The organism is Paractinoplanes durhamensis, from assembly GCF_016862175.1.
Lineage (GTDB): Bacteria > Actinomycetota > Actinomycetes > Mycobacteriales > Micromonosporaceae > Actinoplanes > Actinoplanes durhamensis.
Genome location: NZ_BOML01000052.1, coordinates 162,318 through 181,259 on the forward strand (window position 1 = coordinate 162,318; position 18,942 = coordinate 181,259).

Annotated in this window: 18 protein-coding genes; 9 read left to right on the forward strand and 9 right to left on the reverse strand. The window is 69.4% G+C overall.

Going from position 1 to position 18,942, the window contains the following annotated elements; translation table 11 throughout:
• Positions 1-92: 92 nt before the first annotated feature.
• Positions 93-1,487 (reverse strand): DHA2 family efflux MFS transporter permease subunit, encoded by a 1,395-nt coding sequence (locus Adu01nite_RS32635; protein WP_203732676.1) that lies wholly within the window; start codon positions 1,485-1,487, stop codon positions 93-95.
• An 87-nt stretch (positions 1,488-1,574) separates the two neighbouring features.
• Entirely contained in the window at positions 1,575-2,288 is a 714-nt protein-coding gene (locus tag Adu01nite_RS32640) for a FadR/GntR family transcriptional regulator (RefSeq protein ID WP_203732678.1), read from the reverse strand.
• A gap of 273 nt (positions 2,289-2,561) precedes the next feature.
• Between Adu01nite_RS32640 and Adu01nite_RS32645 the strand changes: the two genes are divergently transcribed.
• The 5 genes from Adu01nite_RS32645 to Adu01nite_RS32665 are packed head-to-tail and all read left to right on the forward strand — an operon-like array spanning position 2,562 to position 7,082.
• Positions 2,562-3,818 carry an amino acid ABC transporter substrate-binding protein gene (locus Adu01nite_RS32645; protein ID WP_203732680.1) on the forward strand — a complete coding sequence of 419 codons (1,257 nt, stop codon included), beginning with the start codon at positions 2,562-2,564 and terminating at the stop codon, positions 3,816-3,818.
• A 7-nt stretch (positions 3,819-3,825) separates the two neighbouring features.
• Complete coding sequence (locus tag Adu01nite_RS32650; protein WP_203732682.1) at positions 3,826-4,701, forward strand: branched-chain amino acid ABC transporter permease; 876 nt, start codon at positions 3,826-3,828, stop codon at positions 4,699-4,701.
• Entirely contained in the window at positions 4,698-5,645 is a 948-nt protein-coding gene (locus Adu01nite_RS32655) for a branched-chain amino acid ABC transporter permease (protein ID WP_203732684.1), read from the forward strand. The genes Adu01nite_RS32650 and Adu01nite_RS32655 overlap by 4 nt, the downstream gene beginning before the upstream one ends.
• Positions 5,642-6,385, forward strand: coding sequence for an ABC transporter ATP-binding protein (locus tag Adu01nite_RS32660; protein ID WP_203732687.1), 744 nt, complete (start codon positions 5,642-5,644; stop codon positions 6,383-6,385). The genes Adu01nite_RS32655 and Adu01nite_RS32660 overlap by 4 nt, the downstream gene beginning before the upstream one ends.
• Positions 6,378-7,082 (forward strand): ABC transporter ATP-binding protein, encoded by a 705-nt coding sequence (locus tag Adu01nite_RS32665; protein WP_203732688.1) that lies wholly within the window; start codon positions 6,378-6,380, stop codon positions 7,080-7,082. Before Adu01nite_RS32660 ends, Adu01nite_RS32665 begins: the two co-directional genes overlap by 8 nt.
• 89 nt (positions 7,083-7,171) lie before the next feature.
• On the opposite strand, the gene Adu01nite_RS32670 is transcribed toward Adu01nite_RS32665, so the two are convergent.
• Together Adu01nite_RS32670 and Adu01nite_RS32675 are read right to left on the reverse strand one after the other, a co-directional pair.
• A complete protein-coding gene (locus Adu01nite_RS32670; protein WP_203732690.1) occupies positions 7,172-8,974 on the reverse strand; it encodes a LamG-like jellyroll fold domain-containing protein in 1,803 nt (600 codons plus the stop codon).
• 21 nt (positions 8,975-8,995) lie between these two features.
• Positions 8,996-9,559, reverse strand: coding sequence for a histidine phosphatase family protein (locus tag Adu01nite_RS32675; RefSeq protein ID WP_203732692.1), 564 nt, complete (start codon positions 9,557-9,559; stop codon positions 8,996-8,998).
• A 134-nt stretch (positions 9,560-9,693) separates the two neighbouring features.
• On the opposite strand from Adu01nite_RS32675, the gene Adu01nite_RS32680 reads away from it, so the two are divergent.
• The 4 genes from Adu01nite_RS32680 (at position 9,694) to Adu01nite_RS32695 (ending at position 13,942) form a co-directional block, all read left to right on the forward strand.
• Positions 9,694-10,089, forward strand: coding sequence for a hypothetical protein (locus Adu01nite_RS32680; RefSeq protein WP_203732694.1), 396 nt, complete (start codon positions 9,694-9,696; stop codon positions 10,087-10,089).
• Between the two features lie 183 nt (positions 10,090-10,272).
• Positions 10,273-11,838: a pectate lyase family protein gene (locus Adu01nite_RS32685; RefSeq protein ID WP_203732696.1), complete on the forward strand. Its 1,566-nt coding sequence runs from the start codon at positions 10,273-10,275 to the stop codon at positions 11,836-11,838.
• Positions 11,839-12,016: 178 nt separating this feature from the next.
• The gene (locus Adu01nite_RS32690) at positions 12,017-12,544 is read left to right on the forward strand and encodes a DUF4265 domain-containing protein (RefSeq protein ID WP_203732698.1); all 528 of its coding nucleotides are present in this window, start codon (positions 12,017-12,019) and stop codon (positions 12,542-12,544) included.
• 81 nt (positions 12,545-12,625) lie between these two features.
• Entirely contained in the window at positions 12,626-13,942 is a 1,317-nt protein-coding gene (locus Adu01nite_RS32695; protein WP_203732700.1) for a TolB family protein, read from the forward strand.
• Positions 13,943-14,001: 59 nt separating this feature from the next.
• Here Adu01nite_RS32695 and Adu01nite_RS32700 read toward each other — a convergent pair whose 3' ends face one another.
• The 5 genes from Adu01nite_RS32700 to Adu01nite_RS32720 form a co-directional block, all read right to left on the reverse strand.
• Positions 14,002-14,463 carry a DUF427 domain-containing protein gene (locus Adu01nite_RS32700; RefSeq protein WP_203732702.1) on the reverse strand — a complete coding sequence of 154 codons (462 nt, stop codon included), beginning with the start codon at positions 14,461-14,463 and terminating at the stop codon, positions 14,002-14,004.
• 231 nt (positions 14,464-14,694) lie between these two features.
• Complete coding sequence (locus Adu01nite_RS32705; protein ID WP_203732704.1) at positions 14,695-15,105, reverse strand: YunG family protein; 411 nt, start codon at positions 15,103-15,105, stop codon at positions 14,695-14,697.
• Between the two features lie 350 nt (positions 15,106-15,455).
• Entirely contained in the window at positions 15,456-17,435 is a 1,980-nt protein-coding gene (gene ligA, locus Adu01nite_RS32710) for an NAD-dependent DNA ligase LigA (protein WP_203732706.1), read from the reverse strand.
• A 130-nt stretch (positions 17,436-17,565) separates the two neighbouring features.
• Entirely contained in the window at positions 17,566-18,072 is a 507-nt protein-coding gene (locus Adu01nite_RS32715; protein WP_203732708.1) for an NUDIX hydrolase, read from the reverse strand.
• 334 nt (positions 18,073-18,406) lie between these two features.
• Positions 18,407-18,658, reverse strand: coding sequence for a hypothetical protein (locus Adu01nite_RS32720; protein ID WP_203732710.1), 252 nt, complete (start codon positions 18,656-18,658; stop codon positions 18,407-18,409).
• Between the last annotated feature and the right edge of the window lie 284 nt (positions 18,659-18,942).

Here is an 18,942-nt window from a genome sequence, read left to right on the forward strand (position 1 = left end):
TCGGCCGACCCGGCGCTCCGGACCGGCCGATGGGGAGACTTGTTGATCATTCGTGTGTGCGAGAAGGACTGTCCGGTTAGGACACATTCCGATCAGGCCGCGGCGCGGCCGGTCACCACGTTGCCCGCCTCGCGCGGCAGGCGGAACGCGTCGGCCGCCGGCACGACCAGAAGCACGGCCAGGAGCACGAACGCGAAGCGGTAGGCGTCATCCACGGAGGAGCCGGCTGCGGAGTTCACGCCGGCGCCGAGCCGCACCAGCAGCGCCCCCACCGCCACCCCGAGCCCGCCGCCCAGCTCCTGCACCGTGGACATGAGCGTGTTGGCGCCGGTCATCCGCTCGGCCGGCACGTCGGCGAACGCCACCGAGTTGTAGGTGGTGAACCCGACCGACCGGAAGATCCCGCTCAGCGTGAGCAGCACCAGCAGCAGCACCAGAGGCGTGGACGGCTGCAGAAAAGCGATCCCGACCAGGCAGGCCGCCGACATAAGCACCGACACGAGCATGACCGTCCGGATCCCGAAGCGGCGCATCAGCGGCGTGGTCGCCGGCTTGATCCCGACGTTCCCGGCGAACAGTGCGATCACCACAAGCCCGGCCTGCGCCGCCGTCCACCCGAAGCCGAGCTGGAAGAACAGCGGCAGCAGGAACGGAATAGCGGTGATCACGGCCCGGAACACCGAGCCGCCGAGAGCGGTGACCCGATACGTGCGTACCCGAAGGATCCGGAGATCGACGAGCGGGCGCCGATAGCGGAGAAGATGCACGACGGTGGCGGTGAGCGCGGCCGCCGCCACCAGCAGCGCGCCGATCACGAGGGCCCACCGGGGGTGCGCGGAGGCCACCCCTTCGAGGCCGAAGACGAGCGCCGCGATGCCGCCCGCCACGAGCAGGAAGCCCCGCCAGTCGAGCGGCCCCGGGTCGTCGGAGCGCACGTCCGGGACGAGCCGGAAGGACAGCAGCAACGCGACCACGCCGAGCGGCAGGTTGATCAGGAAGATCCAGCGCCAGGAGGCGTACTCGCTGAGGAAGCCGCCGAGCGCCGGGGCCAGCAGCGGCGCGACCAGGGCCGGCCAGGTGAGGTAGGCGACCGCCCGGACCAGGTCGGTCTTCTCGGTCGTGCGGATCACCACGAGCCGGCCGACCGGCACCATCATCGCCCCGCCGACGCCCTGCAGGACCCGGGTGGCGACCAGCATCGGCAGGTCGACGGCGGCGGCGCAACCGGCCGAGGCGAGCGTGAAGATCGCGATCGCGAGGGCGAAGACGCGCCGGGCGCCGAACCGTTCGGTGAGCCACCCGCTGATCGGGATGAGCACGGCGATGGTCAGCACGTAGGCGGTGATCGCCACGTTCACGGTGACCGGCGCGATGCCGAGGTCGGCGGCGATGTGCGGCGCGGCCGGCGCGATCACCGTGGCGTCCAGGAACTCCATGAAGTACGCGCCCGCCACCAGCAGCGCCAGCCAGCGCGCACTCCTCGTCATGCCGTAGATCATGGCGGAACGACCAGGCACGCCGCCCAGTGGTTCGCCCCCGGCCACATCCGGGTCAACAACCACGGCGACCGGCCGTCATCCGGCCGGGTCGGCCTCCGGCTCCCAGTCGAGGAGCCGCACCCGGCTGACCGAGTGCACGTGACGACGCATCGCGGCCGCGGCGGCCGGCCCGTGGCCGGCGCGGATGGCCTCCGCGATCCGCTGATGCTGGGCGAACGAGCGGGCCGGCCGGCCGGGCTGCCGCAGCGACTCATGGCGGCTCTCCCCGATCCGCTCCGCCATCGACTGCATGAACTGCGCCATCAGCGCGCTGTGCGCCGCCGCGGTGACCGCGGCATGGAACCGCCGATCCCCCTCGATCCCGAGCTCGCCCGCATCGATCTCGGCGCGCATGTACTCCAGCGCCCGGTCGATCTCGGCCAGGTCCTCCTCGGTGCGGCGGCGGGCCGCAAGCTCGGCGAGTTTGGTCTCGAGGGCCTCGCGGGCGTCGAGGACGTCGGGCAGCCGGCGCTTGCGGTCGGCCAGCACCTCGAACGGTTCGACGTCGAGGCTGTCCCGCCGCAGGTAGGTGCCCCCGCCGTGGCGGACCTCGAGCAGGCCCTGCACCTCGAGGGCGACGATGGCCTGCTTGATCGAGACCCGGCTGACCTCGAGTCGGTCGGCGAGTACGCGTTCGGCCGGCAGCCGATCGCCGGCCTTCAGGTCGTGAGCCGTGGCGTAGGCGCGCAGCTGCTCGATGACCTGCTCGTACAGGCGCTGCCGTCCGATCGGGCGTAGGGCGTCGGACACGGTGCCTCCGGGAATCACATCACCTTGACATTGACCATCGTTGATTGCCAAAGTGGGCTAGCCAATAGACCACTATGCCACTCAGCGGCGGGGGCGGTGGCGGTCGACCCGCTGGACCGGCCGGGCTATCCGGGCGATTCTCAAGCTCGACCCCGGCGACGCGCCCGATCTTGCCGCGCAGCTGCGACTGCGCCCTCAGGACCTCGTCCGCGCCGGGCTGGTGCACGGCATCGCCGACGGGGTTACCGGCGATAGCTCCGGAAAGGATCTGCCGTGAACCGCTCAACCGTTTTCGTCGGCGTGACCGTCCTGCTGCTGACCGGCTGCGTGCCGAGCAAGGACACCGATGACGACTCCGCGAACACCGCGATACCGGACAAGATCGTGATCGGATCGACCCTGCCGCTGACCGGCACCGAGTCCAAGACCGGCGGCCGGTTCAAGCAGGGCTACGAGCTCGCCGTCGAGGTGGAGAACGCCGACGGGGGCATCGACCTCGGCGGCAAGAAGGTGCCGGTCCAGCTGAACCTGCTGGACGACACCACCGATCAGGCCAAGGCGGTCAACCTCGCGCAACGCCTGATCACCCAGGACAAGGTCAACTTCTTTCTGGGTACGTACTCGACGGCCGTGGTCGAGGCCCAGAGCACGGTCGCCGAGCAGAATCAGATCCCGTACGTCAACGGCGGTGGCGCCGCGACCTCGATCTACGCCAAGGGATTCAAGTGGGTGTTCGGCACCCTGGCCCCGGTCGCCAACCTGGCGAACACCGAGATGCAGTGGATCGACCAGCAGCAGGCGGCCGGCGCCCTGCCCAAGCCGGCCCGGGTCGCGATCGTCTGGGAGAACACCTCGCACGGCAAGGACTTCCGCAAGGGTGTCCAGGACTTCACGGCCGCGCACAGCTCCGGCTATCAGGTCGTCACCGACGAGTCGTTCGCGCTGGACGGCAAGGACTTCTCGGCCATCCTCAGCAAGGTCCGCGGTGCCAAGGCCGACCTGCTGATGATCGACGCCCACCTGCCCGACTTCATCACCATGCAGCGGCAGTACCTCAGCTCGGCGATGTGCACCAAGGTGCTCACCTACGGCGCCCGGGGCACCGAGTCGGACGCCCGCACCGCCCTCGGTGCCGAGGGCGTCAACTACATCCTGTCCGCGGTGTGGTGGAACAAGCAGCTGGGCAACGCCGGCCTCAACAAGGAGTTCGTCGACAAGTTCAAGGCCAAGTACGGCACCGACCCCGAGTGGTACCAGGCGCTCGGCTACGAGGCGGCCCGGTCGCTGTTCACCGCGATCGCCCAGGCCGGGACGGTCGACAAGGAGCAGGTCCGGGCGAAACTGTCCGCGCTGACCATGGATTCCATCCTGCCCGGCGGCAAGCTCAGCTACCCGGCCGACAAGGGCGGGCAGGCCGACTACCCGTTCGTGGTGCAGCAGAACCTGCCGGACGGCACCTCGCCGATCATCTATCCGGCTGACGTGGCCAACGGCAAGGGCGTCGCGCCGAACCCGGCCTGCAAGGGCTGATCCGGCCATGGGAGAGGTCGTCGTCCTCGCCGTCTCGGCGGTGCTGCTCGCCGGGTTCTACGCCGCCATGGCGTACGGCCTCGGTCTGATCTATGGGGTTCTGCGCATCGTCAATCTCGCGCACGGCGGCATCATCATGGCCTCGGCGTACGTCACCTGGCAGCTCTTCGACCGCTTCGCGATCGATCCGTTCCTGGCCATCCCGATCGTCCTGGTGGTGTTCTTCGCCATCGGCGTGGGCATCTATCTCGGCCTGGTGCGGTTCCTGCCGCGCGGGCCGGCCGGCGCGGTGCAGTCGCTGCTGCTGCTGTTCGGCGTCTGGCTGGTCATCCGCAACGTGGCCTACCTGCTGTTCACCGGCAACGAGCAGGTCATCCACACCGGTTACGCGACCTCGTCGGTGCGGATCCTCGGCGGCAGCTTCTCGGCCACCCGGTTGGCCGTCTTCGCGGTGGCGACGGTCGCCCTGTTCACGCTGCATCTCCTGCTCACCCGCACCTACCTGGGCAAGGCGATCCGGGCGGTGGCGCAGAACCCGGACAGCTGCACCCTGGCCGGGATCAATGTGGAGCGGATCTACGTGTTCACGTTCGGACTCGGCACCGCGCTCGCCGGGCTGGCCGGCACGCTCGCGTCGACGCTGTTCGCGTTCAACCCGTCGTTCGGCGCGAGCGAGCTGCTGAAGAGCTTCGTGATCATCGTGCTCGGCGGGCTGGGCAGCATCGTCGGCATCGCACTGGGTGCCCTGGTGCTCGCGTTCGCCGAGGTGTTCGCGGTCTACGCGGTGCCGCCATACCTGACCACCGCGGTCGGCTTCGTGCTGCTGGTCGTCGTGCTGGTGCTGCGCCCGGGTGGCCTGTTCGGGCAGCGGGTGCTGCGGTGAGCCGGGTGCGGTTCCTGCTCGCCTTCGCGGCCGCGCTGGCCGCGCTGTGGGTAGCACCGTTGGTCCTGCCGATCGGCGACTACACCCACAACATCGTCGGGCTCACCTTCATGTTCATGGCCGCCGCCCTGGCCTGGAATTGGCTCGGCGGCTACGTCGGCCAGATCAGCTTCGGGCACGCGGCCATGTTCGGCGTCGGCGGCTTCGTGGCCGCCCGGATCATGCTGTCGTCCGGGCTGCCGTTCAGCGTCGCGTGGCTGCTCGGCGGGCTGGCCGCCGGGTTGTTCGGGCTGCTCTGGGGGCATCCGACGCTGCGGCTGCGCGGCCCGTACTTCTCCATCGCGACGATCGGCGTGGGCGAGGCCACCCGTCTGGTCGCCACCTACTGGTCCGACTTCACCGGCGGCTCCTCCGGGCTGTCCCTGCCGCTGGCCGGCAACCCCACCAAATACCAGCTCTACTGGTACGGCCTCTACCTGCTCGGCGGCGCGGTGCTGATCTCGTACGGGCTGGCCCGGTCGAGGATCGGGCTGGGTCTGTCCGCCATCAAGGAGGACGTCGAGGCGGCCGGCGACCTCGGCGTGAACCCGACCCTCTACCAGGACATCGTGCTGTTCCTGTCCGGCACGATGGTCGGCGTCTGCGGCGGCTTCTACGCCTCCTACCAGGCGTTCATCGACCCGCAGGACATGTTCAGCTTCGACCGGTCGATCGGCCTGATCCTGATGGCGGTGATCGGCGGCATCGGCACCGTCCTGGGCCCGGTCTGGGGCGCGATCGTCTTCGTGATCATCCAGGAGTTCCTGCTGGCCAACTACTCCGAGCTCTACCTCGGCCTGTACGGCGCCCTGCTGATCCTGATCATCCTGTTCGAGCCGCTCGGGCTGACCGGGCTCGTCCGGCGACTGCACCGGTTGGCGATCCCGGTTCGGCGGGCCACATGAGTACCCTGCTGGTCGGTGAGTCGGTGAGCCGGCACTTCGGCGGCCTGCGCGCCGTCGACGAGATCGACTTCCACCTCGACGAGGGTGAGATCCTCGGCCTGATCGGGCCGAACGGCGCCGGCAAGACCACCCTGTTCTCGGTCGCGGCCGGCTCGATCCGGCCCACCGCCGGCCGGGTGCTGCTCGACGGAAAACCGGTCAGCGGCAGACGCGCCCATCGCTCGGTCCATCTCGGCGTCTGCCGCACCCACCAGATCGTCCGGCCGTTCGCCCGGCTCACCGTGCTGGAGAACGTCCTGGTCGGCCACCACTACGGCCGGCCCGGCGGCGTCCGGCGCGACCCGCGGGCCGCGGCCATGGAGATCCTCGAGTTCATCGGCCTGGCCGACCGGGCCGACCGGCTGCCCGGCCAGCTGACCCTGGCCGGCCGCAAACGGCTCGAGGTCGCCCGGGCCCTGGCGACCGGCCCGCGCGTGCTCCTGCTCGACGAGGTGGTCGCCGGCCTCAACCCGGTCGAGGCGACCCGCTTCGTCGAGCTGATCCGGCAGATCCGCGATCGTGGCACCGCCATCATCATGATCGAACACGTGATGCACGCCCTGATGAGCCTCTCCGACCGGGTCGTCGTGCTCGACCACGGCCGCAAGATCGCCGAGGGCCTGCCCGCCGAGGTGGCGAACGACCCGCTCGTCATCGAGGCCTACCTCGGGCGCGACGACCAGGAGGACACCGATGCTTGAGGTCCGCGACATCGACGTCTTCTACGGCGACGCCCAGGCTCTCTACGGGGTCGGCTTCACCGTTGCCGAGGGTGAGCTGGTGACCCTGGTCGGCGCGAACGGAGCCGGCAAGACCACCATCCTGCGCGCGGTCGCCGGGATCCGCCCGGTGGCCCGGGGCGACCTGCTGTTCGAGGGCGAGCCGCTGCGCCGGGTCCCGGCCCACCGCCGGCCCGGCCTCGGCATCGCGCTGGTCCCGGAGGGGCGCGAGCTCTGGCCGCAGCTGACCGTGCGGGAGAACCTGGAGCTGGGCGCGTACGACCGAGCGGCCCGGGCCCGGGCCGCCGAGTCCTTCGCGCACGTCTACGACCTGTTCCCCAAGCTGAAGGACCGGGCCGGCCAGCTCGCCGGCAGCATGTCCGGCGGCGAGCAGCAGATGGTCGCCATCGGCCGCGCCCTGATGAGCCGCCCCCGGCTGCTCATGATGGACGAGCCGAGCCTGGGCCTGGCGCCGCTCGTGGTCGGCCAGATGTTCGCCGCCGTGCGCCGCTTGCACGCGGACGGCCTCACCATCCTGCTGGTCGAGCAGAACCTGGCCCGGGCCCTGAAGGTGGCCGACCGCGGCTACGTCATCGAGACCGGCACGGTGTCGCTCACCGGTACCAGCGAGCAACTGCTCGCCGACCCCGCCGTCCGCGCCGCCTACCTCGGCGTCTGAGGAGGTCAGCCGGTCGCCGGTGGCCGGCCGGCAGTTCGCTGCCTCGATCACCGGACCGGCGGTGGTGGCGAACGGCCATCCCGCGCGGATCACGGCCGGTAGTGGCCGGCCGGGAGGAACTGGGCCGGCCTCAGCGGCCGCCCGGTGATCCGGACGTCCCCGAGCCAGCCGTAGAACCCCTGCCCGTACGCGAGGTCGAAGGAGGTGGCCCCGAGCGTGAACGGCCGGCCGACGGTCGCGATGCCATGAGCCGGCCGGGTCGAGTTCCGGGCGATCTCGGAGCCGTTGACCCAGACGATGCTGCGCCGCCCGTCGTTGACGATCGCAACGTGCTGCCAGACACCGGTGGGGAGGGCGTGACTCCAGGAGGTCGGGTTGTGGTCGCCGTCCGCGCTGTACACGACGTACTGAAGAAATCGTTCGGAAGTGACGTTGAGGCTGCACGTCGGCTCGAGCGGGGACCAGCCGCTGCGTTTGCCGGCGTCGCCGCTGCGCCCCTCCCAGCTCAGCACGCCCATCCAGGCATGGTCGCCGTCGAACGGCTCGGGCAGTTTGAGGAACACCTCGATGGTGTAGCCGTCCAGGAATGTCAGGCCGTTGATCGGCGCGCGCGGCCCGGTCTGCAGGATCGCACCCCGGTCCGGGTCCCGGCCGCCGTCGAAGCGGAGGCTGGCCTGCCCCGGAGCGGCGGCATGGTGGTCGCCACTGAACATGAGCGTCTCGGGACCACTGTGGGCGAGACGCCGTACCGAAAGATCATTTCCTTTACCCGTACGATCCGGAACGGTCGCGCCGTCAGCCACCGACTGGCCGGCGCCGTCAAATCGCCAGTAGGCCACGGTGTCCCGGTTGATGACCGTTTCCGCAGGTCGCGGAGCCGGAAGCGGCGGCGGCGCGAAGCCGGCGAACCGCGCCGCGAAGTCGATCTCCAGGCTGAACCGGTCGACGTCGGAGGTGAGCTCGATCGTCTCCGCTTCGAGCGGAGTGCGCCGCTCCGGGTCGCGGGCCAGTAGCCAGGGCGCCAACGTCTCCACGTCGATCCGGTTCCGCCCCAGGTCAAAGCGGTAGAGCCGGATCATCGCCGCGCCGCCGTAGTAGCGATCCTGGTAGTTGGTGATGTGGACGTGAACGTCGTGCCCGGCCGCATTGGTGAGCACGGCCCGGCCCGGCGGCCAGAAGTGCCCGTTGAGGGTGAGGAAGATCTGGTCGCTGTCGTTGATCAACTGATCCCACAACCGATGACCATTTCTGGACAGAAACGCCTCGCCGTCGTCGTGGGCGAGGACCAGGTCGTGGGTGGTGACGATGGCCGGCACGGTCGGATATTTCGCCAATATCCCCCGGGCCCAGCCCAGCCCGCCGTCGGAGATCCGCCAGTCGAGCGCCAGAATCAGCCACGCCCGCCCACCCGCAGTGATCAGATGGGCGCTGTTGTAGCCGTCATCGCTGGCCCCCAGATAGGTCGGCGAACCGGCGAACCGCGCCGGCCCGAACGCGGCCAGGAAGGCGGTCGGCCCCCGCTGATCGTCGGTGGCCATGACGACGTCGTGGTTGCCGGCGAGCACGCTGTACGGCAGCCGCCCGTCGATCCGCCGGAACTCCGCCCCCACCAGGTCGAACTCCGCCTCGACGCCGTGTTCGGTGAGGTCGCCGAGCTGGGCCAGGAACGCGATGTTGTCGGCCGCCCGGTGTTCGAGCAGGTAGCCGAGGCTCTCCCGGAGCGGCGCCGGGTCGGAGCTGTCCGCATCGAACAGGTACTGGGTGTCCGGCAGCACCGCGATCGCGAAGCGCGGATCGTGCGGGTCGAACCCGCCCGCGGACGCCTCGGCCGCGGGCAACCCGCCGAGGACCGGCACGGCCACCGCCGCGCGCAACAGGTTTCGTCGTTCCACAGCCGTCAATACTGCCCGCGATCAGGCATTCCAGGAATCGATCACCTGGTTCTCATGTTCGAAGCCCAGCGTGGAGATGGTCGCGGTGCCGAGCTTGAGCAGCCCGCCGCCGCTCGCCGGCAGCCCGATCCAGCGCGCCCCGGCGACCCGCAGCGAGTGCCCGTGCGCGACCAGCGCCACGTCCCCGCCGTCCACCAGGTGAAGGGCGCGGGCGAGAACCCGGTCGAGCCGCGCGCCGACCTGCTCGGGCGACTCGCCGCCGGGCGCCCCGTCGGTCCACAGCGACCACGCCGGGGCGGTCTTGCGGATGTCCGTGGTGGTGATCCCCTCGTACTCTCCGTAATTCCATTCGGCCAGGTCATCGGTGGTTTCGGTGATCGTCAGCCCGGCCAGCTCGGCGGTCCGCAGGGCCCGCTTCCGCGGACTGGAGAAGACCGCCGCGAACGTACGCCCGGAAAGCCGCTCGCCGGCCGCCCGCGCCTGCCGCTCACCCTCGTCGGTGAGTTCGAGATCGGTATACGACGTATGCCGCCCCACCGCGCTCCACTCGGTCTGCCCGTGCCTGATCAGCACAATCTCGCCCATGCGTACTTTCTACCGTGCCGCCCGGCCGCCCTGCGCGTGGAACACCCATTGCGTACCGGCCGCACATCTGCTTTTGTCGATCTAATCCGGCGGATGGCGGCCGCCGGGAGGCTTCCGCCGGATCGGGGGTCATTGTGTCGTTCGAGCCTGAGGTAACCAGGACCTTCCACTTCCTAGTAGCGGAGTACGGGCTGACCGGCCCGGCCGGGCCGGACCCGTTCCAGCTCTCCTACGCGGGCCCCGATGTCATCTACACGATCACCTTCGACCCGGCCACCAAGTCGGTGACCACGAGCGTCACCCGCGAGGTGGGCGAGTTCCGGCTGACCGCGGAACTGCCCGCCCTGGTGCTCGGCGCGGCCCTGGGCAATCCACGACTGGTCGCCTGCGGCGCCCGCACGCTGACCGAGTTGCGGGCCACCCTGCGAGCCCAGGCCGGCTACATCCGCCGCCTGCAGCCGTACCTGACGCCACTGAACGCCCTGCCCCTGATGCGCGCGGCGCACGCCCGGGAGCTCCGCTCGGCCTGACCCCCGGTGACACAGGCGGCCCGCATCGTCGATGTGGGCCGTCATCTTTGAAATCCCCGGTTCATAACACCGTAATCCGGGCGGAACCTTGCCAGCGGCATAGACGGCTTCCTATTCTCCCAGTGGAAAGCGCTTTCCTGTGCGCGACCGGACGCGCATCCCCAACTAGGAGAGTGGGACGAAATGAAACGATCAGTCGCTACGCGGCTGCTGGTTGCGGGTGGCACCGCAGCCCTCGCCGGTGCGGTCGCCCTCGCCGCACCGTCGCTCCAGGCTTCTGCCGCCGCCGTCGGCAGCGCCACCGGTTACGCCAGTCAGAACGGCGGTACCACCGGCGGAAACGGCGGGACGACGGTCCGCGCCACCACCGGCACCGCGATCCACACCGCCCTGTGCACCCGCGCCAGCGGCAGCACCCCGATCACCATCGAGGTCGAGGGCACCATCAACCATGGCAACACCACGAAGGTGTCCGGCGACAGCTGCAACACCGCCGCCGACAAGATCGAGCTGAAGGAAATCAGCAACGTCACGATCATCGGTGTCGGCAGCGGCGCGATCTTCGACCAGCTGGGCATCCACATCCGCGATTCCAGCAACATCATCATCCAGAACGTGACCGTCCGGAACGTCAAGAAGTCCGGCTCCCCCACGTCCAACGGCGGCGACGCCATCGGCATGGAGAGCACGGTCCGCAACGTCTGGGTCGACCACGTCAACCTGGAGGCGTCGGGCGGCGAGGACGCGGGCTACGACGGGCTGTTCGACATGAAGGACAACACCCAGTACGTCACGTTGTCCTACGCCAAGCTGAGCAACTCGGGCCGTGGCGGCCTGATCGGTTCGAGCGAGACCGACACCACCAACGGCTACGTCACGTTCCACCACAACCTGTACACCAACATCGATTCCCGCACGCCGTTGCTCCGCGGCGGCATCGCGCACATCTACAACAACTCCTACGTGAGCCTGAACGAGTCCGGCATCAACTCCAGGGCCGGCGCGAAGGCCAAGGTGGAGAACAACTACTTCAAGAACTCGATGAACGTCCTCGGCACGTTCTACACGGACGCGGCCGGCTACTGGCAGGCCAGCGGCAACATCCTGGACAACGTGACCTGGTCGGCCGCCGACAGCGAGACCAACCCGGCCGGCCCGAGCATGCCGTCGAACACGACGGTGAGCATCCCGTACTCGTACTCCCTGGACAACGCGGCCTGCGTCCCCGCCCTGGTCGCCGCAACCGCGGGCGCCAACACCGGCATCAAGACGTCGAACGGCAGCTGCTCGTCGCAGACCCCGACAACGTCCCCCACGACGTCACCGACCACCACCCCGACGACCGCTCCGACGACCGCTCCGACGACTGCCCCGACGACCTCAGCCCCGAGCGGCACCAACCTCAGCATCGGCGCCGGCGCTGACGGCTCCAGCAAGGCGAGCGGCACCAGCTACGGCAACGTGATCGACGCAAGCACGTCGACGTACTGGTCCCCCAGCGGCACCACCGGCTACGTCTCGGTCAAGTGGAGCGCCGCCAAGTCGGTCTCCCGCATCATCATCCGCGACGGCTCCGGCGTCTCGACCTGGCAGGTCAAGAACGCCGACACCGGCGCAGTCCTGAAGACCGGCACCGGCACCCCCGGCACCATCAGCTTCACCAGCACGTCGCTGAAGAAGATCACCTTCGAAATCCTGACCGCCTCCACCACCCCCAAAATCACCGAATTCGAGACATACGCTTCCTAGCCTCACCGGGGCCGTCGCCCTGAGCGACGGCCCCGCTTCCCCCAAAGCCCCATACAGGTACGAACGTGCCAAGCCCCGCCCTGCTCAGCAGCAAGCCGCGAGAAACACCGGGCCGTTGCGCCACCTTCGCGAGGGGCGGCGGGTCACCCTCAAACCCGCCGAGGCCTAGGCTTCGGACGTGACGTCCGCGGCGGATCATCCCCCACCAGCAGGGCAGGGGCTGGTGATGGTGCGTTTCGGCCTGACGCGGGACCCGGACAGCCGGGCGCCGGACAGCGGTTGGCCGCACCCGGTGGACAGCGAAGGCCTGTGGGCCGGCCCGCTGGGTGACGGCCGCTATCGCCTCGAGAACACCCCATGGTTCGCGGAGAACCTGTCCAACCAGGACATAGTCGAGGCCGTCGAGCACGAGGGCACCCGCTGGATCACGCGAAAAGCCCACTGGTCGGGCCACCTGACCGTGCGGGTGACGCACCGCGACCCGCTCGACCCCGCTGTCGTGCTCGACCCCGCTGCCGTGCTCGACGCGTTCGCCGATCTCGGGGTTCGCGGCGAGAGCGCAGCCCCGGCGTACCGGATCATCGCCCTGGACATTCCGCCGGACGCCGACCTCCGCGCGATCCTCAGCCGACTGCGGTCCGGCCGATCCGACGGCACCTGGGATTTCGAAGAGGCCTGCGTCTCCACCGAGTGGCGAGGTAGGTAGCCCGCCAACCGCCAAGGGCAGCATGGATGTGTCCCCACATGTAACTATTACCGCCGCAAGGTAATCGACATGGGGGAATGTATGAATTTCGGAACTTCAGCACGCCGAACCACCGTGGTCGTAGCGGGCCTGACCGCGGCCGTGCAGGTAGCCGGTCCGGCCGCCGCCGCAGCGCCGTCGCTGCGGACCGAGCGGGTAAGCGTCTCGACCGCCGGAGCACAGGGCGACGCCCCGGCAATCTCCGGCGACCTGAGCGCCGACGGCCGTTACGTGGTCTTCGACTCGTTCTCGTCCACGCTGGTCCCCGGCGACACGAACGACAACGAGGACGTCTTCCTGCGCGACTGCCGGACGAACGTCACGACCCGCCTCAGCGTCTCCGCGACCGGCGAGCAGGCCGACGGCTCGAGCGGCTCCGCCCAGATCAGCGCGGACGGCCGCTACGTAACGTTCATCTCGTACGCGGCAAACCTGGTGCCCGGCCCGCAGCGAGCAGACATCGGCTACGACGTCTACCTGCTCGACCGCCGGACCGGAACGCTGACCCGGATCACCGAGAGCCCCGACGGCCGGCCCGGCGACGGCGACAGCTACAACCCGTCGATCAGCGCCGACGGCCGATACGTGACCTTCCAGACCTACGCCGCCAACCTGATCCCCGGCGTAGCAGGCGGCAACGTCCTGCTCTACGACCGGACGACCGCCCAACTGAGCCCGGTAAGCGTGGCAGCCGACGGAACAGCCACCGAGGCGGGCGGCGCCGCCCCGTCGATCAGCGACAACGGCCGCTACGTGGCCTTCGTCTCCTGGTCCGCCACCTTGACCCCCGGCGACACCAACGGCGTGGGCGACGTCTACGTCCGCGACGTGGTGGCCGGCACGACGGTACGCGCCAGCGTGGCCGACAACGGCCAGGAGATCGCCGGCGACAGCCGAGGCGGCGAGGTGAGCAACAACGGCCGAGTGACCTTCTGGTCCGACGACAGCACCTTGGTCCCCGGCGACGACAACGGCGCCGCCGACGTCTTCGTCCGAGACCTGGCAGCCGGCACCACCAGCCTGGTCAGCACGGCCACCGACGGCGCACCGGCCGACAACTACAGCGGCGGCCCGAGCATCACCGCGAACGGCCGGTACGTGGTCTTCCACAGCGCCGCGACAAACCTGGCACCCGGCGACACCAACGGCGTGGAGGACGTGTTCCGCAAGGACCTCCAGACCGGCACCACAACGCTGGTGAGCCGCCGCACGACCGGCACCCAGGCCAACAACAGCAGCATCAACCCAAAGATCACCCCCAACGGCAAATTCATCGCGTACGGCTCAGACGCCACAAACTTGACCGCCAACGACACCAACGGCCTGACCGACCTGTACATCACCAGGCTGCCCCACTGACCAGCCAGGAACACCGGCGGCGACGGCCCACCCAGCCCTGGCCGCCGGTGCCGGCCCCGTCACCAGCCCATGGTCCCGGGCCCACCCTTGAACGGCCCGGCGATGCCGGAGGTGATCCAGCCACCGTAGAAGTCCCCGTCCTGAGCCCGGACAAGCTCGCCGCCAACCCGACATTCGTCAACCCGACTGGGATAGAAGGCGACGGCGCCGGCGATCTCCGCATACCCCGCCGTGGGCCGCGCATAGGACCAGCCAACGCGCCGCACAAGAACATCCCCCAAGACAAGGTCCCAGTAGCCGGCAACACCCTTGAACTCGCAATGCGAACGCCCATCACCAGGCACCAGCACACCGTCAGCGATGTCCTCGACAGGCACGTAGTAAACCGGCGGATGCGAGGTCTCCAGAACCCGCCAGCAGCGCCCACTGTCAACAATCACCCGCCCCAAATGCACAACGGTGACCCGATCCGCCGACCGCTCCACCCGAGGCGGCCGCGGATAGTCCCAAACCGACTCCATCCCACCAGCTTGCCAGCCCCAAAGGCCCACCACCGCCCACCGCCCCGCCCCACGCCCGCAATCAGTGCCCGGGGCCGAGCACCCCACGCCAAGCACAGCGCGATCAGCACCCCCACGCCCCACGCCCCGCGCCCGCGGCCGAGCACCCCACGCCAAGCACAGCGCGATCAGCACCCCCACGCCCCACGCCCGGCGTCAGCGTCCCACAACCCCACACCCCACACCCCGCGATCACCGCCCTGCGATCCGCGATCCGCGATCAGCCGTTTCGTTCAGGGCGGCCAGGACGCGCTGCCGGAGGATCTCGTACTGCTGACGGCATCGCCGGACCGGCCCCGGCGGGCGTTGCTGCACCTCGCCACCGACAACCATTTCCTGCGGATAGAACTGCTCGGCGGTCAGATCGACATCACGGCCGTCAGGCAGCCGATTCCAGTAGTGATATCCGACCCTGGTATCCCCGACGAAGACCTCGCCAAGGATCAACTCACCGCCGAGAAGATCGTGGACGATCAGCGCAGTCACCCCACACTGACCGCGCGACGGGTTATCCGGGTGCCAATCCGGCAGGTCGTGCGGATCGCAGGTATCCGGTCCCCACCCGTCCCGCAGAATCGGCCGCAACAGTTCCAGCTCCACCATCAGACAACCTCCCAGCTCACCGGCCATGACCCCCAAAGCCTCGGCCCTCAACCGAGTCGAGAGTCAACCCAACGACCAGCTCTCAAGCCAGCAAGCCGGCCCCAAACCAGTAGGCCGCCCGCCAAGACGGCAAGCCGAGAGCCGCGCCAGGCAGCGCGCCGAGAGCCGACCTGGCGCGGACCGAGCCAGCCGACCGAGCCAGCCGACCGAGCCAGCCGACCGAGCGCCTGCCAGCTGGCCGGAAGGCCAACGTGGTCAGCCGGCGAGCAACCTGCGGTGGCCAGACGGCAGGCAACCCGCGGGCCGATCGGCGGGCGATCTGCGGTAGCCGATCGGCGGGCGGCTTGGGGTCAGTCGGCGAGTAGGTTGGCGAACTCGGCTGGGTCGATGATGGGGATGCCGAGCTTGGCGGCTTTTGTCGCCTTTGCGGTGGTGGTCTCGGAGGTGACCAGGGCGGTGGTGGTGGCCGAGACGCTGCCGCTGGCTCGGCCGCCCAGCTGCTCGATCCGCTCGCTCACCGTGGTGCGGGTGTAGCCGGGGACGCTGCCACTGACCACGTAGGTCTTGCCCTCCAAGGGCTTGTCGCCCTCGGTCTCGGGCACGCTCATCGTGACGCCGGCGGCGGCCAGGCGGTCGATGACGCCGGACATCGAGGCGAGGCCGTCGATAACGTGCTGGGCCTTGATCAGGCCCATCTTGTCGATCTCGGCGATCTCCTCGACGGTGGCGGCGCGCAGCGCGTCCATGGTCTTGAAGCGGGCGGCCAGCCAGCGGCCGACGCTACGGCCGGTCATCCGGATGCCGAGGCCGGTGATGACGCGGTTGAACGGCTGGGTCTTGCTGTGTTCGAGCGACGCGATGACCTTGGCGGCGTTGAGCTTGCCGAGCAGGACGACGCCGCCGGCCTTGGTGTTGCCGACCGGCAGCTCGGCCAACTGCTCCTCGGTCAGCACGTAGAGGTCGGCCACGTCGTTGGCCAAGCCGGCGTTGACCAGAGCGACGCACAGTGCCTCACCGGCACCCTCGACATCCAGGGCGTCGCGGCTGCACCAATATTCCAGGGCGTTGGTGGCGCTGCACGACGCGGTGTGGCAGCGCCAGAGCAGGCTCGATTTGTCCCACGGCTCGCCGCACTGCGGGCAGGCCTCGGGCGGTGTCCACGGGGTGAGGCCGTGCGGCTGCTCGCCGATGGGCGCGGTGACCCGCGGGATGACGTCACCGGCCCGCCACACGGCGACGGTCTGGCCGATGGCGAGGCCCTGCTCCTCGACGAAGCTGGGGTTGTGCAGCGTCGCGTAGGTGATGGTGGTGCCGTCGACGAAGACCGGGTCGAGCACGGCCCGCAGTGTGATGCGCCCGGTGCGGCCGACCCGCACCTCGATGTCACGAAGCACCGTGGAGCCGGTGTCGGCCGGGTATTTGAAGGCGGCCGCCCAATAGGGCGTGCGACTGGCGGAACCGAGCCGCCGGCGCGTCGACTCCAGGTCGGCGGTCAGCACCGCGCCGTCGATCGGGAACTCCAGGTCGCGGCGCAGCTCACCGATCCGCGCGATGGCGGCGAGCGCGGCCTCCGCGTCGCCGGCAACCTGGATCTCGCCGGTGGCGAGCTGCCCGGCCACCGGGAAGCCAAGCTCGACCGCGTGGGCCATCCGCTCGCGGTGGGCCGGAAAGTCGCCGGAGATGTCGTACGCCGCGAAGGTCATCGGCGTCTCGTAGGTGCGGTCGATGCTCCGGATCGACCCGGCGACCGCGCCACGCGAGTTGATGAACGCCTTGCTGCCGGCGGCGACCCGGTTGGCACTGGCGGCCTCGAAGTCGCCGACCGTCATGTAGACCTCGCCGCGAACCTCGCCCGTCCACGCGGTGCCGAGCCGGGCGGGCAGACCGGCGATACCCCGCAGGACCTGGGCGGTGACATTCTCCCCGGTGCTGCCGTCGCCACGCAGGGCGGCCAGCGCGAGGCGCCCCGACTTGTATTCCACCCGGATCGCGAGCCCGTCGAGCTTCACCTCGACCAGACACGGGTCGCCGCCGAGACTTGCGACGAAGGTGCGCACGTCGTCTTCCCCGGTGACTTTGTCGAGCGACATCATCGGCACCGGATGCCGCACGTCGCCGCCGCTGGACACGCCCGCCGCGACCCGGGTCAGGACGCCACGGTCATCCCAGTCGGGGTGGGCCTTCTTGGCCGCGGTGATGCGGTCTAGCAGCGCGTCGTAGTCGGCGTCGGTCATCAGCACGTCACCGGTGTCGTAATACGACTTGGCGGCGCTCTGCGCCTGGTCGACCGCGGCGGCGAAGTCGGCTTCGGTGAGGGCTGCTTCCGTCATGCCGACAATTTACGGCCTGGGTACGACAAGTTTGCGGACCCAGGCCGCGGACCCGCCCGCTGCTGTTCGCCGGCCGCCGGTCACCCGCGGCCGGGGCCGTCACGGGGGTGATTGAGCTGGTGCCGGCCGGTCAGTGATGCCAGGGAAGCTGCACGGGCTGTGGCGGGATGCCGGCCGTCACGACCTGTTGGAGAAGCGGCGCCAACCCGAACGGATAGACGATGTCGGAGGTGCCGGTCAGCTCGTCGAGGCTCCACCACCGATGACCGGCGTGGTGGCTGCGTTCGAGGGCTTCCATGCCGGCTGTGTCGACATGGTGGGCGCTCACCCGGTGGAGAAAGAAGTCGTCGCGAAACCGCCCGTTGGCCCAGCCGAGATCGGCGTAGCCGGTGGTGTACGCGATCGGCCGCCCGAGAGCGTCCGGTCGAACACGGAGGCCGATCTCCTCATGGAGTTCACGAGCAGCGGCGTCCGGCAGCGGCTCGTTCTCCGTGACACCGCCGCCCGGCGTCACCCAGCCATGCCCTTGCTGAATGTCCGCAGAGTCGAAGAAGAACTTGAGAAGAAGCACTCGCTGACTGCTGTCCAGCAAGATCACGCGAGCCGAGCGGCGTCGGTAGCAGCCGGTTCCCGACATACCGCGGACTTTACCGACGTGAACCACCCACGAAAACCGAGTTACCAAGCGGAGCAGGGCCTTCCACCTGCCAGACAACCTGCCGGACAAGCCCCGGCGCCACAACGTCCGAGGAGCGCAGCCTCCACCTCGTCCAGACCGCCGAGCCGTTCTCCGCCTTCGAACCGCCAACCCTGCGGCGATCGGAGCTACGTCGACCAGTGCCACGCCAACCAACGCCACGCCGCCCGGAGCAACGCCAATCAACGCTGTGCCGGCCACGTGGAATCACGTGAGGTGGCTCGATGCGTGCCGGATTTCCGGGTTGGGGGCTACCGCGCTGGTCGATCCGTAGTTACAGCAGGGTCGTCAGCAGCGTGTCCGGGCCCGCGGTATCGAGGCCGAGTTCGAGTTCCTCCCGCATGTCGTCGACCGTGTCGTCGTGGCCCAGCACCTCGGGAATGTCGTTGCTCAGTTCCAGTTGGTCCAGCAGGTCGTAGGCCTCGCCCAACGTCTCCGCTCCCATGCCCTGCGCCCAGCGTAGGGTGTTCTGAGCGCTGGTCGACGGGGCGAAGTCCTCATCCCATGGGTTGCTCACGGGCCACATCTAACCACCGCCATTCCCGCCGACACCGGCATCGGGCGGGAGTGGGCGTGGGCACATGACCGTCCGTTTGATTACCCGCGGGCCGCGACCAGACATGGCCCTTCGGCGCGGGTGAGGGCGTCGGCCCAGAGAAAGCCATCTCAAAGGCTTTCAGCACGGGTTCTCCGCGGATCGCCCACCAGCGCCGCCCGCTGCCGATCAAGACCGCCGCCAACTGTGGCCGCCGCCAGCTGTGGCGTGGGTTCGTGACCGCGGGCGGGCGGGTGTAGTGGCGGTCGTTGGGA

Coding starts and splice junctions, on each gene's coding strand:
- Adu01nite_RS32695 (WP_203732700.1), top strand. CDS start 12,626: ATGAATTTCGGAACTTCAGCACGCCGAACCACCGTGGTCGTAGCGGGC.
- Adu01nite_RS32660 (WP_203732687.1), top strand. CDS start 5,642: ATGAGTACCCTGCTGGTCGGTGAGTCGGTGAGCCGGCACTTCGGCGGC.
- Adu01nite_RS32635 (WP_203732676.1), bottom strand. CDS start 1,487: ATGACGAGGAGTGCGCGCTGGCTGGCGCTGCTGGTGGCGGGCGCGTAC.
- Adu01nite_RS32665 (WP_203732688.1), top strand. CDS start 6,378: ATGCTTGAGGTCCGCGACATCGACGTCTTCTACGGCGACGCCCAGGCT.
- Adu01nite_RS32700 (WP_203732702.1), bottom strand. CDS start 14,463: ATGGAGTCGGTTTGGGACTATCCGCGGCCGCCTCGGGTGGAGCGGTCG.
- Adu01nite_RS32650 (WP_203732682.1), top strand. CDS start 3,826: ATGGGAGAGGTCGTCGTCCTCGCCGTCTCGGCGGTGCTGCTCGCCGGG.
- Adu01nite_RS32715 (WP_203732708.1), bottom strand. CDS start 18,072: ATGTCGGGAACCGGCTGCTACCGACGCCGCTCGGCTCGCGTGATCTTG.
- Adu01nite_RS32685 (WP_203732696.1), top strand. CDS start 10,273: ATGAAACGATCAGTCGCTACGCGGCTGCTGGTTGCGGGTGGCACCGCA.
- Adu01nite_RS32705 (WP_203732704.1), bottom strand. CDS start 15,105: ATGGTGGAGCTGGAACTGTTGCGGCCGATTCTGCGGGACGGGTGGGGA.
- ligA (WP_203732706.1), bottom strand. CDS start 17,435: ATGACGGAAGCAGCCCTCACCGAAGCCGACTTCGCCGCCGCGGTCGAC.
- Adu01nite_RS32675 (WP_203732692.1), bottom strand. CDS start 9,559: ATGGGCGAGATTGTGCTGATCAGGCACGGGCAGACCGAGTGGAGCGCG.
- Adu01nite_RS32720 (WP_203732710.1), bottom strand. CDS start 18,658: ATGTGGCCCGTGAGCAACCCATGGGATGAGGACTTCGCCCCGTCGACC.